Source organism: Bacillus sp. ISL-18 (assembly GCF_018613415.1).
Taxonomy (GTDB): Bacteria; Bacillota; Bacilli; order Bacillales; family Cytobacillaceae; genus Neobacillus.
The window spans coordinates 138487-154388 of sequence record NZ_JAGGQG010000009.1; the positions used below are offsets into that span (position 1 = coordinate 138487).

Sequence of the window (15902 nt, forward strand, 5' to 3'; positions counted from 1 at the left end):
AGCATGGGGACGGTTCTCCTGCTTCCTCACCTATTTTATAATAAAAGAAAAGTTATCCCCCAATTGCCTGAGTATTAGAAAGAGAGTCAAACGGACTATTGATCAATGCCACTAAAGAGTTCTCTACTTTTTTAAGATATCTTCTAAAAAATCCATTTTACTTTTAGCATTATCGGCTGTAATAATGTCCACATCACTGTTTATCTTTTTTTCCACTCTTTGCCCTTTAATCGCCTTTAAAGCATTTTGGACACTAATATAGCCCATATCATAGGGATTCTGCGCTACGGAGCCTTTCAACGTTCCATCTTCGTGATACTTGAGCATTTGAATAATTCCGTCTGCTCCTACAACGGGTATGTTCAATCCTTTTTGTTTTACATACTTAATGACTTCTAAAGCCAAACGATCATCAGAGGCAAACACGCCTTTTAAATCAGGATGACCCTTCAGCAATTGAGTGATAACAGGAATCACTTTGGCATCAGCATCATCAACCTGGAGATTCCCGCCAACCGTTTCCATTCCAACGGTATGTAAAGCCCCTTTTGCTCCTTCAATCCGCTCTTCGCTCACGTTATCTGGTGAAATTCTTCCGATTAACGCGACCTTGTCTCCAGGCTGCAGCATCGAGGATAATAACTCCCCCGCTTTTTCTCCTAAGGAGCGGTTATCGGTTCCAATAAAGGAGGTTTGACCAGACCAATTGACAGGCGTATCCACAAGCAGCACCGGAATATGATTCTTTTTAAATTCCTTTAAAACAGGTATCGAGGCTGGCGGGTCGATTGGCGAGAAAATAAGCGCGTCTGGTTTATCCTTTAAGACCCGTTTCAAAATAGACAGTTGATCTTCATGATGTTGGTTAGGAGCATAAATGTTTCCCTTCACGCCAAAGTTTTTTAATCCCTTTTCAACACCTGCGACAATAATCGCCCAATACTCCGACTTTGTATCTTTCAGTACGACAGCGACGGTAGGCTTTTCGCTTGCCAATGCTTTGTAAACATAACCCAACAAACCACAGAAAAAGAAGGCAGAAATAAGGATAATCTTCCATTTGGTCTTCACTGGTACTCACCATGCAACCATTGCTTGTCAGGTGAATGCGGAAAACAAACCGAAAAACAGGTTCCTTCGTTTCCTGACTCCACGTTGATTTTTGCCTGATGGCGATCGGCAATACTATAACAAACGGCTAGTCCCAATCCGGTCCCCTGGTCTTTTGTCGTAAAAAAAGGAGTTCCCATCTTGTCCAAAATGTCGGCTGTTATTCCTTTTCCGCAATCCTTTACCTCTAAAATAACCAAATCTTCTTCACAATAGGTTCGAACGGTGAGAATTCCGCCAAACTCCATCGCCTCAAGTCCATTTAAGACAAGATTCAAGAAAAGCTGGCGAATTTCTTTTTCATCTAAGAGCAGATCGGGACACGGCTGCAACTGGTGCTGAATTCGTTTCCCAGCCAGGTTCGCTTCTGCATTGATTAACGGAAGAATCGTTTCAATGATTCGATTTAAAGATTGTCTTGTTTTATTGCTTGCTTTATTTTTCGCAAGCGTTAAGAATTCTTTAATAATGCTATTGGCTCTGTTTAATTCATCTAGCATTAGATCGATATATTCAGGTGAAAGCCGTTCATTGGTGCTTTTCCACATTTGTAAAAATCCGTGCACAGTTGTCATCGGGTTACGGATTTCATGGGCAATTCCAGCTGCCATTTCGCCAATCAAATTTAATCGGTCCAACCGAAACATTTCTTTTTCTAAATGCTCTCGATCGGTAATATCATTGACCAAGATGAGAACGCAGGCTTCGTCTTGAATTTCAATGATTTCCGTTGATAACAAACCGCTGCGTAATTCCTCGTTTTTAGCTTGGTATGTCACCTTTAGATTACTCAACGGGTCACTCTTTTCGAGCTCATCTAAATCAACCTTATTACCTTCCATACTCGTAAATAGGGTCCAGTCGAACACCTGATCCTTTACTTCTTCATATTCATAACCAGTAAAATCGAGCCATGTGCTGTTAACATCGATAAATCTCCGATCACGGAGGGAACGAATCGCCATTAAACAAGGACTGGCTTCAAATATCTTTTTGAAGCGTTCATGGGAAACAAATAAGTTATCCGCTACTTTTTTCCGCTCACTAATTTCCTCTTTAAGCTTCTCATTCGTCGATAGCAGGTCGAGTGTACGTTCCTCCACTACTTTTTTCAGGAGATGAAATTGTTGGTTTTTAATTCGCTCGATTTCTTTCCGTTCCGTCACATCCCGAATGGTGCAGACAAAAATGGAATGACCTTGGATGGTTGCTTTTCCAATTTGAATATCAACAGGAAAACGGTTTTGATCTTGTCGTCGAGCTGCACCCTCGAGTATTTTTCCAATCGCGAACGTAGTAAGAAAAGGAATCGATAATGGGTCCATTCGTTCACCATCTTGCTTTATCACCGGAATCAGGGTAGCTAAATGCTTCCCTGTTAATTCCTCAGTAAAATAGCCAAACATTTTTCGAACCGTTGGATTGACCGATAAAATCACTCCCGCCTCATCAAAGGTAACAATCGTGTCCAGCAACGTTTCCCCGATCACTTTTGATAGAGTCTCATTTTTATCTAAATCCACGCTTGTCCGATTCAATTTAAGCTGAACTTCTTCCAGCTCAATCGCCTTTTTCCATTCGGACTGTTTTAAGCTTTCGGTATGACATTGATAAATTTTCACAAATTGTTCTACTTTTTGTCTTAATGTCTCTGGATTAAACGGTTTAAAGATATAATCAATCGCTCCGACAGAATACCCATGGAGAACATGTTCCATATCTTGACTAATCGCGGTAATAAAGATAATCGGGATATTCTTTGACTTTTTTCTGGCTTTAATCAGCTTTGCCGTGTCAAAGCCATTTAGTCCCGGCATTTGAACATCGAGCAAAATGACCGCAAAGTCTTGTTTCAGAATGCATTTTAACGCTTCTTCACCAGACGTGGCCGTCACCAAATGATAGCGGGGGGACGTTAGAACAGCTTCCAAGGCAACTAAATTTTCCTTAAGATCGTCCACCATTAAAATATTAATCATTTCCGTGTCTGGTTTAGTTGATTTTTCGGTAAAGCTTTTCTGCTGAATGGAGTATTTCATAGTGTTCTGCATAATTGGTAAAGCGGATCTCCTCTCTATTTCCAAGCCCTAAAAAACCGGAATTAAATAGACTTTCATATACTAGTTGATGAACATGATTTTGCAACTTTTTATTAAAATAAATCATTACATTTCGGCAAATAATGATATGAAACTCGTTAAAGGATTGATCGGTAACCACATTGTGTTGAAAAAAGACCATATTCTTTTTTAAAAAGGGAGAAAAACACGCTCCATCATTTTTTACGGAATAATACTCTGAAAATGCCTGTTCTCCCCCGGATTGTATGTAGTTGGTGGTGTAAAGTTTCATTTTCTCTAAAGGGAAAGAACCTTGTTTCGCTTTTTCTAAATTGTCTTGATTGATATCGGTGGCGTAAATCCTTGTTTTATCCAATAATCCGGCCTCATGCAGCAAAATGGCCATTGAATAAACTTCTTCTCCCGAACCGCAGCCAACATGCCAGATGCGGATCGCTGGATAGTCTCTAACTAGCGGGATGACCCTTTCTCGCAGACTCTCAAAAAAAGAGGGATCCCGAAACATTTCGGTGACATTAATTGAAAAATCCTTAAACAACCTCTTCATAACAAGTGGATCATGTAAAACTTTTTCCTGCAATCCAGAGACTGTCCTTTGCTTTTCTGCAACCATCCGATTCAAAATTCTTCGTTGCACGAATGGAGCAGAATAGTTTCGAAAATCATATCCGTAATAGCGGTAAACGGCTTCAAGTATTAACTCCATCTCCATTTGCTCGAGCTGTGAAATGTCCTGTTTCTGATCGACTTTGGTCATGGTTATCCCCGCCTATCTATATAGCCAAACTTGGATCAGTGAGTACAACTGATCAAGATCAATTGGTTTGCTAATGTAATCGGAAGCACCCGCCTCGATACATTGTTCACGATTATGTTTCATTGCCTTGGCTGTTAGGGCAATAATGGGTAAATCCTGAAATTCCGGCTTCGTACGGATGTGGCTTATGGCCTCAAATCCATCCATTTCTGGCATCATAATATCCATCAAAATGAGATCAATCTCTGGAGTCTCCTGTAACACTTCGATTCCTTCCCTGCCATTTTCTGCAAAAAGAACATCGATTTCAAATTCCTCCAGTGCAGAGGATAAGGCATAAATATTTCGCATATCGTCATCTACGATCAGAATCTTCTTCCCATTCATTAACGAGTATTCCTTTGTTACTTCGTCGCTGATGAGGTTATCCCCCGGTTGAGACTGACCCACGGGTTCCACCTCATGTAGGGCAACAGCCGTTTCTAATAAGGCTGAAACGTGCTGTTCATTTTCTTTTGACTGATGAAGGGGCAAATAAAGCGTAAAGGAACTTCCAGCCCCTTCTTCACTTTGTAGTTCGATAAAGCCTCCAAGCAACTGGGCCAATTCTCGACTAATCGATAACCCTAAACCAGTCCCGCCATACTTTCGGCTAATCGTTCCGTCCGCTTGAATAAACGCATTAAAAACAACTTCCTGCTTATCTCTTGATATGCCAATTCCTGTATCCATTATGGTAAAACTGATCAAAGGCTCTGTCTGCTTTGCTGATTCAACTGGAATCCCCTTTTTAATCAGCAAGGAAACTCTTCCTTTTTCTGTAAACTTATATGCATTAGATAAAAGGTTTCTCAAAATTTGATTCAGCCGATGCTCATCGGTGTAGATGGAATTTGGTAGATCCTCATCTAAAAGAATAGTAAACTCTAACCCTTTTTGACGAGCTAAAGGAGAAAAATATCGTTCGGCAAAGGTCGTAATCGTTTCAAATGGAACTTCTCCCTGAATGACCTCAATTTTTCCAGCTTCTACTTTGGCTAAATCTAACACCTCATTAATCAAGTGAAGCAAATCAATTCCCGAAGAGTAGATGGTTTGAATGTATTCTAGTTGTTTCCCTGTTAGATTTTCATTCTTCTTTTCCATTAGCATTTGAGCCAGAATCAATAAACTATTCAAAGGGGTCCGGAGTTCATGGGACATATTCGCGAGGAATTCAGATTTATACTGGGAGGTGAGCGCAAGTTCTTGTGCTTTCTCCTCCAAAGCAAGACTGAATTTCTCCAATTTTTCGTTTTTCTCTTCCGAATGGATATACTGTTCCTCGAGTTCTTCGTTGATGATCCGCAGCTCCTCTTGCTGCTGCTGAAGCTCTTCTGATTGGCTTTGCAGTTCTTCTGTTAAAGCCTGTGATTCTTGTAATAACTTTTTGACCTGCACTCGATTTCCAATACTGTTGATGGTAATACCGATATGGGCCAAAACTTCTTGAAGAAGGGCTTGTTGAATCGCCGTAAACGGTTTAAAAGACGCGACTTCAAGCACAGCCAAAACCTCTCCTTCATATTCAGCCGGAAGAATTAATAGATTTTTAGGTGCCGCTTCACCGATTCCAGAAGTAATTTTTACATAATGATCGGGAATCTCGGAAATCATGATTGGTTTCTTTTCAACTGCACATTGACCAACAAGCCCCTCGCCAAGTTGGAAACTTCTCGACGTAACGGACTCATCGTTATAGGCATAGGAAGCCCTGCTGACCAGACGCTGGTCACCATTCTTACATTCTTTAATATAAAAGACACCAAAATGGGCATCTATCATCGGTGTGATTGTTTGGATAAATAATCGGGATAATGTGGAAAAATCTTCTACGGACGTATACATGGAAGTCATCTGCGCCACTTTTGATTTCAGCCAGCTATGCTCCTCCGCCTTTTCGATGAAGGCTTTTTCCTGTTCGGCTTTTTCTTCCAGAGCTTGGGCCATTTGATTATAAGCAACAGAGATCGCTCCAATTTCGTCTTTTGTAGCAACCTTAATGCGCGGAAACTGTGTTCCCTGATAAAGAGCCACATTTCCCATGACCGACGTCACCCGCTGCAAGTTTTTGGTCAACCCCCTAATAATCCAAAACGCGGCAATCAGCCCAATGAGCGGACCAATAAGGACGATAAAATAAATCATGTTTAACTCAAAATTATAGGTTTGCCTGGTTCGTAAAAGTTGGTCTTTCAGTTCCTGTTCCTGCAGGGTAAATAACAAATCGGTAATTTGATGGAGCCGAGCGCGATCACGCTTGATATCTCCCCAAATAAGTTTGTCAAAATGAGCGTTTCGATCCGTTTTTTGTAAAATGATAATTTGGTTGCCGACATCCTCATAGGTTTTGTAAATCGTGTTAAATTTAGCAATTAAATTCTGTGTTTCTTTCCGGCTATCCACCTTTCCAAGTGTATCGATCGAGGAGCGAATCGTTAACCTCGATTGCTCCCATTCATTCACGATTTGAGGAAGGACGTTTTCTGGGGGAATCGAGGCAATTTCACTTAGCTCTCTGCCCATGTTGCTTACTTCCAACTTCAACGTGGAAGCCATTAACTTCCGCTGGTCTAAATCAGAAACGACGGAATTCATGCTAACGGTTTGTTGATTAATCATTTCAATTAAAATCACTAGAAAAATAATGTTAAAAAGGAATATTAGTCCTAACCCACCATAAAGCTTTGTTCGAAATTTCATATAGACCTCATTCTCCTGATTGTTTTAATGAATTACAAATCGAAAATTATTAGTAAAAAATGAAAGGACGGGTGACAAATCAAAAAATAGAAGATTGAAAAAATTAATCGTATATTTATGTATTAAGCAGTTAGTGTAATGCATCTATATGAAATCTATATCTAATTTTGGAATTGATATTTTGCTGTAGTAGATCCTATTAAACTAATATGTATAAGCAAAAATACATTAGTAGACTAAATTAGTTTATCATAATCATTATAGCTAGAAAAGGTTTGTTAAAAAGAACACATAGGGCATGCCTGATCTATATCTATTCAAGCTATTATGTATTTATAAAAAATCCTCGAAATCATGAGGGATTTCGAGGATTTTTGCCTGCTGATCAAATGGGCCGAACTTCGGTGGAATTTATGATTTTTCCTATCTATTGAGCTTTGTTATATACAATCGAAAATCTTTTTTCGCCCTTCCATTTTTCTCCGTTGGAATCTATAGTAATGTTGGCCGTATAATCTCCTTCCATCTCAAATTTTGCTAGGCCAAGATAGACGCCATTTCCGGTTTCCTGCATCTTCATTGAAATATCTCCATGACTCATCCCTTGCATATCCAATTGGACATTAACCTTAGCACCTTTTACTGGTTTACCGTCCTGATCTAAGATGGTTAGTTGAATCGGAGTAGACTGACCCGGTGTAAAGGATTTTGGAGTAGTTAGCTTTAAGTCAAAGTTAGTTGAACTGCAGCCTGTCATAAAGACCACTAGTAGGCTAAAAAGTAAAATCGTAAATTTGTTCATTGTACCCCATCCCTTCTTTAGATTTGTCTTGTTGAATAAACCTTCTCTATCTTTTGTACTGAAGAAGACTAAATATGCTAATTTAAAATTTACTATTTTGTTTTTGAGGGATCGCGTAAGTATCTATAATTTTACTCCTCACCAAACTCTACATCAAATAGATAATTAGATAATTCGGCACTTTCAAAGCTTTCTTGTGTGATATGTCCTTGCTTATCTCTTTCTTCGCCTGTTTTCTCCATTGCATAGGTTAAAATATTATAACCTTCAACTGGCAGCAGCTTATCATCTAATAATTGAATTTTTCCATTTGAAACAATAAAATGAGTTTGATTTTCTACTGCATAATTTTCCCGTTCCCCTGAGCTTTGTATCCCATAGGAAGAAAAGTCACCCTTAGTATGGGTAATATCTTTAATATTTAGTACCTTAAGATTTTCAAAGAAACGATCAGCATCAATTAAGCGATTGAATTGGGGCCAGGTATCAAGCTGATGATACATAACTTGATACCTACTCTTACTAACATCATATTGAATTTTATAGAGATTATAGATATTACCACTTTGCTCGATTAATTGCCATCTTAAGTCTGTAATTCTACCATTTTTAACATAATCTACTTCAAAATCCTCAAGACTCAAACTGTTGTTGTCTAGATTTAATTCCTGCTTAATCAGTTCATTTTCATCTTGAAAGTTTAGCGTAAATACTGAACCAAGTTTATGTTCAATAATTGTTGGGCGACTTTCCCATACATGAATGGCAAATGGTAAAACCCAATGGGTAAGTATTAATGCGAGAACACCAATGATAGTAGCGATTCGTTTTACATCTACATTTAACTTGGGTCGAAAAAATATCAAATACACTACAAACCCAAGTGGCAGTGAAATATGATTGAGATTAAAGGCAAATGAACCTAGTACAAAGTATCCCATTATTTTTAGCGGAAAATAAGATTCTGTATCGCTCTTTTTCTTCATTAAAAATAGGAAACTAACAAGTAATATTACCGTGTAAACAATAGATGCCATTCTTACCTCCATCTGGTAGAATTACGCCAATGTGTTGAAAATCTTCAAATAAGCCTAAAATTTATTTTCGTGTTTGTTTAGATCATTTCCCTCTTAAACAAACAACCATTTTAACACCATAAGCATTTTTACCAATTTTACCATATAATTACGGATTCAAGTCCTCTCGCTTTAATGCAACTTCAATCATGGCTTTTATATATCCTGTCTTATCTCCAATATCATAACGTTTTCCTATAAGTTCTAATGCAACCAGATTTTCCTTTTGACATAAAAGCCAGGGTGCATCGGTTAATTGCAGCTCATTTCCGACGCCAAGTTTTCACGCCAATCACCGATTGTTTCGTCCGATGATACGTAAACAGGTACGCAATGGTATGTCGAATCGATTGACTCATTTGGTAACACTCCTTTAATAACATCTCATTTATTATGTTTTCAGTATGAACCTTCAATCTGAAATCAGATTGAAGAAAAGCTGAATGTTTCCTGAAATATCATTTCGTCTGATCTTGAGAAGAGAATCGAATGTGAAATCTTTGCAAGATCACATAAGGATTGTTTTTAAAATTGCAGGTATTTTATGAATCGCTGATAAAACGATTAAAACCGCTGATAAATGAGTAAAAATCGCTGATAAAACGATTAAAACTGCTGATATCCTGTACTTTTAGAGGTTTACATTAGTTAAAACAGCCATTTATGTAATTAACTACCCAAAAAAAGGATTGAGCCCTGTCCATACAAAGCTCAATCCTAAAATATCTGATTATTTAGAGTTAAGCTGAGTCAAATTATAGATTGTGACACCATCTACTGTTTTTGACTTAAAGTTGTTCTGAACCCGAGTCGAAAACTCTGAGTTGGAGCCTTCCATAGGACCGCCTTGGAAGTTACCGCCAGTAGTGCTTCCGTTGGTGGTGCCATTTGCAGAAATTTCAATAGTCGTGTTGCTGGCAAGAGTCAGCTGGGAAGCGGAACTGTCTTTCGGGTTTATATACCGTTCCTAGTGCTTACAGTCTAACAAGGTTACTATTCCACAAATGCAGTATACAGAAATTAAGCGATGCTTCTATAAGCATCGCTCCCCTGTTCTTTAAATACTAATATCCCGCTTCTGGAAAAACACAAAAGTCAGAATCATAAAAATAGCATAATACACAGCCAGGATGGCCAATGAGATCGGTAGTGTAATGTCCCCCAAAATCTTATCCTGCAAGGCATAAATGGTTAAATCAAGATGCGGAAAAATTAAAAACTTTGCCCATGTGTATTTTTCTGCAAGAAGCACAATTAATCCGCCCAGGGTGGAAGAGATAAACAGGACAAAGATTCCGATTCCCACTGCCAAAGCCTGACTTTTAAATAATGTGGAAAGCATAAAGGCAATGGCCGTTATAACCAACAAACTTGGAAGATAGTAAGCAATCTTAAGGAAAAACTGCGGGCCGACTTCTGTTTCCTTCTGCCCGTCTAACGCCATCTCAAAGATTTTTGCAGTAAAGTCCCCATTACCAAATGTAATCAAACCAACAAGGTATCCTGCAGTAATCAGTGTCGCTACAAGAATAAGCGAATAGATAATTAAGGAAAGATATTTGGATAGGAGGATCGCCCATCTCTGATGAGGTCGAATTAACAGCTGCTTAATCGTTCCATCTGCAAATTCAGAGGACACACTAGCACTGCAGACAATCACCGCCAGCAGGGTCACCAACGTCGTCATACTAAATACAACATTATTCATAAAATGCCAGTTACTAATAGCATTAGGATTAATGTTTTCATCCAGGTATTTCTGCTTTTGTTCAATTTCACCAGTAATAAAATGTTTTTCATCCGCTGGTGCCGTTTTTGCATTCTGCTTTAACTCAGCTATCTGTGCCCTCATACCAGCTTGCCAGTTCGGGTCCGGTTCACCTGATACTTTATGGTAGATAATCCCCGCCACAATGACTGCCAATACGATTATGATTAGATAAATCCAGCTCGATTTTTTTTGAAACAATTTCATCAGTTCATTACGAATTAAGGCAATCATTTCATGACACCTCCACTCTCTCTTACTTCTTTGTTCGTTATTTCTAAGAAACGGTCTTCTAGCGAGACAGTCACCCTGCTAATGCCATAAACCTCAATATCCTTTGAGATTAGTAGCTTATTAATGGTACTAATCGTAGCTTTTTCTACATTTACGGAGAATTGGTCGTCATCAAGCAACTTAATCTCGGAACCGGCAAACTGTTCGTTTAGGACATCTATTGCTTTTTGACTGTTGCTTACCTCAAATAGGACCTCTGTCTTTTCGTCTTCCTCCATCGTTTCTTTCATGGAAGAAATATGTATTAGTTTACCTTTTTCAATAATGGCAAAACGATCACACATCAACTGCATTTCAGCTAAAAGATGAGAGGATACCAGAACGGAAATTCCTTCATGGGCAAGGTTATGTAAGTAATCTCTAAATTCTCTAATTCCTTGAGGATCCAATCCATTTGTCGGCTCATCGAGAATAAGCAATGACGGGTTATGTAATAACGCCTGAGCTACCCCCAGCCTTTGCCTCATTCCAAGAGAATAGGTCTTAACCTTTTGGTAAATGGCATCTTCTAATTTTACTAATCTAGCCACTTCCATAATCCGCTCATTTGACACATCTTGAATGGCCATATTCGCATAATGCTTTAAATTCTTGTACCCACTCATATACTTGTAAAATTCCGGATTTTCAACAATTGCGCCAATTTCACTCATCGTCTTTTTAAATTGTCCATCGAGGTTAAAGCCATTAACACGAACCTCTCCGTTTGTTCGTTTGATCAGGCTGACAATCATACGGATAATGGTGGTTTTCCCTGCTCCATTAGGACCCAAAAGACCAAAGATTTCCCCTTTTTTTAAACTGAAGCTTACATCATCTACAATCTTCTTCTTGCCTATGAGCTTTGTTAATGATTGTACTTCTAAAGTATTTACCGCCATACGTTCCCCTCTTTCTTGTAGTAATAAATTCGTCTTTTTAGCCTTTTTTAATACTTGCCTACCATTATGTACGAAAAGAACACCAAAAAGTTCCAAATTTCTATACTATTTTATATCACTCATAAACTCAATTAAACTAATAAGTAAGTTTTAAAATCTTACGGCATAAAAAATAGCCATCAACTTGATGGCTATGCCTTCGTCTTATTCCGATTCATATGGCTTCGTTAATTCGTTTAATTTTTTTTGCAAAAGAATATGAAATAGCCTTAATCTCTTCCTCCGAACCGCCATCAACTTTCAATCCTGGCGTGATGACTTGACAACCTTGATTTTCTAAAGTTTCTTCTAAAATATTAACGGCTCTACCAAACTGTTCATAAGAGCTGTCACCTGCTCCAAATGCGGCAGCCAATTTACCTGATAAAGGGACCGCTAGCAATTCTTCATGAAAGCACATGATGTCATCTGCAAGCTCCCCATCTCCCCATGTATAACTTCCGATCAGAATACAATCGTATGACAATAGTTCCTCTGCAAACGTGTCAATGGCATCTTTTACCGTTACATGCCAACCCGACCTGGCTAATTCCTCTGCAATGGAACGAGCGATGAGTTCAGTGGTTCCAGTCATACTCGCATAAACGATAATGTTATCCATTTTTTCACCTCGTTTTCACTTAACTTACCTAAGGCCACACATTAATGATTATCATTCTCATTTGTATCTACTCTTATAGAATACGGCTCTTTTCATGATAAAACCTTGAGGTAAATCAACTTTTTTACGATTGGTCAGCGAAATAATGGCACGACAAAAAAATGACCGGACACTGTGTTTATCAGTGGACGGCCATTCATCCTTTTCATATAAGCAATAATTCATCTTGGTTGACAATTTCAATCCGTTTATGTGGTTTCTGCTTGATTAGCCCTTGATTTTCAAATTCGGCCAGTTTTCGGCTGATCGTTTCTGGGGTAGTCCCCAAAAAGGAGGCGAGATTTTTCTTGCTCATGGGTAAAATAAATTCCTTCGTCTGAGAGTCTTTTAGACACTCGACAAGAAAAAGTGCTATCCTTGTTTCCACTTTCTCCGTAGCAAAACGGGTTGTTTGTTTTTCGGACTGATCTAATCGTTTTGAAAACTCGGCCAGTATTTTCAAAGAGATGGAAGGATACTTTACCAGTAAATCCTGCAGATCTGCTTGATGGATCGTGCAAACCATGGTATTGGTCATTGCTTCTGCGAACGATTCATGGAGATCGTTTCGAAATAACGCTAATTCCCCTGTAAAATCACCTGGATTTAATATCCGGACCAATTGTTCTTTTCCTGTTTCCGAGAGTCGATAAATCTTCACTTTTCCTTTATGAACAATATAGAGGGAATCAGACCGGTCGCCTGCGTGATAGATTAACTCTCCTTTCTTAAACGGGACAGATTGAACCGTTGCCATTATTTCCTCCATTTGGTCCACTTCTAAATGATTAAAAATGGGGACGAGTAACACGCAGGTTTTATGAGAGCCGGAAGTTGAACATTCATGGTTATGGTGATGATGACAGGTGTTGTCCATTTACTTCCCTCCCCTTCTTTTAAATAAACCTTATCTATTTAGTATAACCGTTGATTTTGTCTTCCGGTGTCTTTTATATTGTAAAAATAAAACTTTGTATTCATCGACTCGGCCTCTCAATAAGACAGTCTCGTACCCTATTCCTTAATTATAAATATCAACCATTTTTTCTCTTTGTACTTTCTTGGCGATGGAAAAACCACGCTCTTCAATAATATGCGTAATCTCCTTGCTGCTAATTAAACTATGTGTATATTCTATTACAATTTTCCCTTTAGGCAATGTCCCTTTGTAGGAAATGATGCCATTCAGTGCTTTTATTTCTTGTTCGATGGAATGATTCACGTTCATGCAGCATATTCCAGGGACATATAAAGTTACTTGGTTCATAAGGGGTCTCTCCCATCCTGATTTTAGAAGGTGACTTGCTATAAAATGAAAACCATTCTCATTTATAAATACATTCTTATCATAATCGAATAGCAACCGCACTTTCCTTGATTTAAATCAATTTTTTCATAAATAATAAATCACATACTATTGTTCACTTAAATCAACCGGACTTTTAAACTTGTAGTCAGTTTTAAAAATACGATAAATCGGTTCTGGGGATTTTGAATGAAAGACAGTTGTAGTGGACTCAGGCGTCCCCCTTTTTAAGGTGAGCGTTACATCATCATCGTTTGGAAAATTAGGGTCATAGATAAAAATGGACAGATGGTTTTCATGCAAGTCATACCCATAGGCAAGAACTTGATGATGTCTTCTGATCTCAAAAGGATTAAGGGATTTTACTCTTATTAAACCCAGTGGTGCAAGCTTTCCGTTATCAAGGTCATTTTTTATTTTCGGCCATTCCTCTTTCATCGTTCTCCACCCACTACCCTGTGGTACATCGCCTCTACGACTAGCCGAGGGATCATCATCCCGAAGGAAAGGATTCATCAAAACCATATATTTCATGAGACCAAAAGGGATATCAAAGCTATCAATCTGACGATTAACGAGATAGTCGAATAATGCCCCTGAGGAAGGCGCTGTCGGATTGGACGGGATCGGCATTGTTGCTTCAAAATAATCCATAGCAGCATAAATCATTCCACCACAAAGACCGTACGATGCATTACCAATGGGAATGTGCCGACCCAAAACGTTTATTCTTTTTAACGGGACATGTGGAAAGCTGTTTCCAAATTTAAAACCAAACGAACTGGGGAGAAAGCCGGTATGAATTGACATACTTACATCCACCTAATTTCTTTGAAATAATGATAAAAACATAGCAACAGTTGTTTGACCTTTGGGTTTTATTATATTCCTATTTCCTGCTATCAAGAATAAACCAAATATCCCTTTTGGGTAAAAAAAAGTCTACAATTTCTGTAGACTCTTTCATTTCAACCATTCTTTTTTAAAAAGTGTCGGAGGGCTGGGATTGCTCTGCTACGTCTGCATTTATTACTCCCATCTCGCCAATATGGTTGCGTGTTTTTTCATCACCCAAATAATAAAGAAAGGAATAGATCAGGTACAGCCGTTGATCATATTCTTTATTTTGGGGCTGATGATGATATTCAAGAAAAGGAACATGGGCGCGGAAATAGCTGTCCCAATCGGTTTCATCGGTTTTATCAAACAGTCGTTCCAGAACAGCCAATTGACTAGCTGTTGCTTCTATTTTAAAATCCCATTCCACTCCATATGGTTCACTAAAAATCTCGTGTGATTGAATATTAATATAGTAACTGTGCTTTTGTTCTTCCATGAAATCATCTCCTTTTTATACTTACCGAGACTGACATTGTTTACAACGCCTGGATCATCTTTATTTGTGTAATACCCTATCATTTATGAATTTAAAACAGGATCCAACACAAATATGAATTCTACTATTGGTGTCGAAAAATGGCGTTTTTATTGTTATTTTGAAATGAATGGATTAAAATTCAAAGGATAACCGATAAATAAAACGAGAAAAGAAAGAATTTTTAAAAAGGAGGAAAAGGGATGTTAAATGAAGAGTATGAATTGCTGTTAAAGAAGTCTATTGAGGTAGCGCCAGACTGGCTGAAGAAAGATATAGATAGCATCGTTAGTAAAGAACCCCAAGGCGGTATTAGCTATCTGATTTCGGAATTACATCAAACCTATACTTTCAGCATCAGACATGTCTTATCAGCAAGCCATCTTGATGGTGAATGGTCACGTGTTTCAAGAGAACGCCTGAACTTTATTGATAATAACATTGATATTATTGTAGCTCTTTACAAAGAGGCAAAGAATAATTAATCATAAAAATAAACGACCAGAGATGTCTGGTCGTTTCGTTTTTATTTTTGATTCTGTTCGTCCAAAAACTCTCGAACTTGTTCTGGAGATTTGGCATTCGCACTATGTAAATGAGCAAGCTTTTCACCGTTTTGGAAAATAAGCAAACTCGGGATGCCCATGACAGAATATTTTTCTGCTAACTCCGGAAAATCGTCACGATTGATTTCGTACCATCCATATTGAGGATAATCCTTAATCACCTCATCAATGAACATGTTCATGCGCGTACAATCCGGGCACCATCCAGCAAAAAACTTAACGATAACTGGTTGAGTTTCCGAAATCAGTTGATCAAATGTTTCAACGTTAGTAATCGCTTCCATCTTATCCCTCCTTTCAAAATTTTGTTTTTACTATAGCATTAGTGTAAAGTCATTTTACATTTTTTTCAATAGATTTGTTTGATTAGAATAACGAATGACAGTGCTTCTTTCATTTCGTTCTCTATAAGCGTTTACCTTTAACAGAGCCTAAATGAAAATA

Annotated in this window: 15 protein-coding genes; 1 reads left to right on the forward strand and 14 read right to left on the reverse strand. The window is 38.3% G+C overall.

The features are described 5' to 3' along the window. Positions 1-123 precede the first annotated feature (123 nt). From J7E81_RS12830 to J7E81_RS12890, 13 genes are all read right to left on the reverse strand, one after another. On the reverse strand, positions 124-1071 hold the full coding sequence (locus J7E81_RS12830; RefSeq protein WP_215042579.1) for a sugar ABC transporter substrate-binding protein: 948 nt from the start codon (positions 1069-1071) through the stop codon (positions 124-126). Further along, positions 1068-3149 (reverse strand): PAS domain S-box protein, encoded by a 2082-nt coding sequence (locus tag J7E81_RS12835; RefSeq protein ID WP_215042581.1) that lies wholly within the window; start codon positions 3147-3149, stop codon positions 1068-1070. Before J7E81_RS12835 ends, J7E81_RS12830 begins: the two co-directional genes overlap by 4 nt. Beyond that, a complete protein-coding gene (locus J7E81_RS12840) occupies positions 3103-3948 on the reverse strand; it encodes a CheR family methyltransferase (RefSeq protein WP_215042583.1) in 846 nt (281 codons plus the stop codon). Before J7E81_RS12840 ends, J7E81_RS12835 begins: the two co-directional genes overlap by 47 nt. Positions 3949-3960: 12 nt before the next feature. Further along, positions 3961-6690, reverse strand: coding sequence for a response regulator (locus J7E81_RS12845; protein WP_215042585.1), 2730 nt, complete (start codon positions 6688-6690; stop codon positions 3961-3963). A gap of 427 nt (positions 6691-7117) precedes the next feature. Then, a complete protein-coding gene (locus J7E81_RS12850; RefSeq protein ID WP_215042587.1) occupies positions 7118-7492 on the reverse strand; it encodes a FixH family protein in 375 nt (124 codons plus the stop codon). Between the two features lie 131 nt (positions 7493-7623). Next, positions 7624-8529, reverse strand: a complete 906-nt coding sequence (locus J7E81_RS12855; RefSeq protein ID WP_215042588.1) for a hypothetical protein — start codon at positions 8527-8529, stop codon at positions 7624-7626. Positions 8530-9625: 1096 nt separating this feature from the next. Then, on the reverse strand, positions 9626-10570 hold the full coding sequence (locus tag J7E81_RS12860; RefSeq protein WP_215042590.1) for an ABC transporter permease: 945 nt from the start codon (positions 10568-10570) through the stop codon (positions 9626-9628). Continuing rightward, positions 10567-11511: an ABC transporter ATP-binding protein gene (locus J7E81_RS12865; RefSeq protein ID WP_215042592.1), complete on the reverse strand. Its 945-nt coding sequence runs from the start codon at positions 11509-11511 to the stop codon at positions 10567-10569. The genes J7E81_RS12860 and J7E81_RS12865 overlap by 4 nt, the downstream gene beginning before the upstream one ends. A 214-nt stretch (positions 11512-11725) precedes the next feature. After that, the gene (locus J7E81_RS12870; protein ID WP_215042594.1) at positions 11726-12172 is read right to left on the reverse strand and encodes a flavodoxin; all 447 of its coding nucleotides are present in this window, start codon (positions 12170-12172) and stop codon (positions 11726-11728) included. Between the two features lie 205 nt (positions 12173-12377). Further along, a complete protein-coding gene (locus tag J7E81_RS12875) occupies positions 12378-13088 on the reverse strand; it encodes a Crp/Fnr family transcriptional regulator (RefSeq protein ID WP_215042596.1) in 711 nt (236 codons plus the stop codon). 144 nt (positions 13089-13232) lie between these two features. Then, positions 13233-13478 (reverse strand): heavy-metal-associated domain-containing protein, encoded by a 246-nt coding sequence (locus J7E81_RS12880; protein WP_215042598.1) that lies wholly within the window; start codon positions 13476-13478, stop codon positions 13233-13235. A gap of 147 nt (positions 13479-13625) precedes the next feature. Then, positions 13626-14327, reverse strand: a complete 702-nt coding sequence (locus J7E81_RS12885; RefSeq protein WP_215042600.1) for a hypothetical protein — start codon at positions 14325-14327, stop codon at positions 13626-13628. 172 nt (positions 14328-14499) lie between these two features. Continuing rightward, on the reverse strand, positions 14500-14853 hold the full coding sequence (locus tag J7E81_RS12890) for a hydrolase (protein WP_215042602.1): 354 nt from the start codon (positions 14851-14853) through the stop codon (positions 14500-14502). Positions 14854-15095: 242 nt separating this feature from the next. Here J7E81_RS12890 and J7E81_RS12895 point away from each other — a divergent pair, with 242 nt between their 5' ends. Continuing rightward, positions 15096-15377 (forward strand): hypothetical protein, encoded by a 282-nt coding sequence (locus J7E81_RS12895; RefSeq protein ID WP_215042604.1) that lies wholly within the window; start codon positions 15096-15098, stop codon positions 15375-15377. A 41-nt stretch (positions 15378-15418) separates the two neighbouring features. Here the strand turns inward: J7E81_RS12895 and J7E81_RS12900 are convergent, their stop codons facing one another. Further along, on the reverse strand, positions 15419-15742 hold the full coding sequence (locus J7E81_RS12900) for a thioredoxin family protein (protein WP_215042606.1): 324 nt from the start codon (positions 15740-15742) through the stop codon (positions 15419-15421). Between the last annotated feature and the right edge of the window lie 160 nt (positions 15743-15902).

Bases quoted from the DNA above. Each gene is read 5' to 3' on its own strand.
- J7E81_RS12870 (WP_215042594.1), bottom strand. From the start codon at position 12,172: ATGGATAACATTATCGTTTATGCGAGTATGACTGGAACCACTGAACTC.
- J7E81_RS12855 (WP_215042588.1), bottom strand. From the start codon at position 8,529: ATGGCATCTATTGTTTACACGGTAATATTACTTGTTAGTTTCCTATTT.
- J7E81_RS12850 (WP_215042587.1), bottom strand. From the start codon at position 7,492: ATGAACAAATTTACGATTTTACTTTTTAGCCTACTAGTGGTCTTTATG.
- J7E81_RS12845 (WP_215042585.1), bottom strand. From the start codon at position 6,690: ATGAAATTTCGAACAAAGCTTTATGGTGGGTTAGGACTAATATTCCTT.
- J7E81_RS12900 (WP_215042606.1), bottom strand. From the start codon at position 15,742: ATGGAAGCGATTACTAACGTTGAAACATTTGATCAACTGATTTCGGAA.
- J7E81_RS12840 (WP_215042583.1), bottom strand. From the start codon at position 3,948: ATGACCAAAGTCGATCAGAAACAGGACATTTCACAGCTCGAGCAAATG.
- J7E81_RS12885 (WP_215042600.1), bottom strand. From the start codon at position 14,327: ATGTCAATTCATACCGGCTTTCTCCCCAGTTCGTTTGGTTTTAAATTT.
- J7E81_RS12890 (WP_215042602.1), bottom strand. From the start codon at position 14,853: ATGGAAGAACAAAAGCACAGTTACTATATTAATATTCAATCACACGAG.
- J7E81_RS12865 (WP_215042592.1), bottom strand. From the start codon at position 11,511: ATGGCGGTAAATACTTTAGAAGTACAATCATTAACAAAGCTCATAGGC.
- J7E81_RS12860 (WP_215042590.1), bottom strand. From the start codon at position 10,570: ATGATTGCCTTAATTCGTAATGAACTGATGAAATTGTTTCAAAAAAAA.
- J7E81_RS12875 (WP_215042596.1), bottom strand. From the start codon at position 13,088: ATGGACAACACCTGTCATCATCACCATAACCATGAATGTTCAACTTCC.
- J7E81_RS12895 (WP_215042604.1), top strand. From the start codon at position 15,096: ATGTTAAATGAAGAGTATGAATTGCTGTTAAAGAAGTCTATTGAGGTA.
- J7E81_RS12880 (WP_215042598.1), bottom strand. From the start codon at position 13,478: ATGAACCAAGTAACTTTATATGTCCCTGGAATATGCTGCATGAACGTG.
- J7E81_RS12835 (WP_215042581.1), bottom strand. From the start codon at position 3,149: ATGAAATACTCCATTCAGCAGAAAAGCTTTACCGAAAAATCAACTAAA.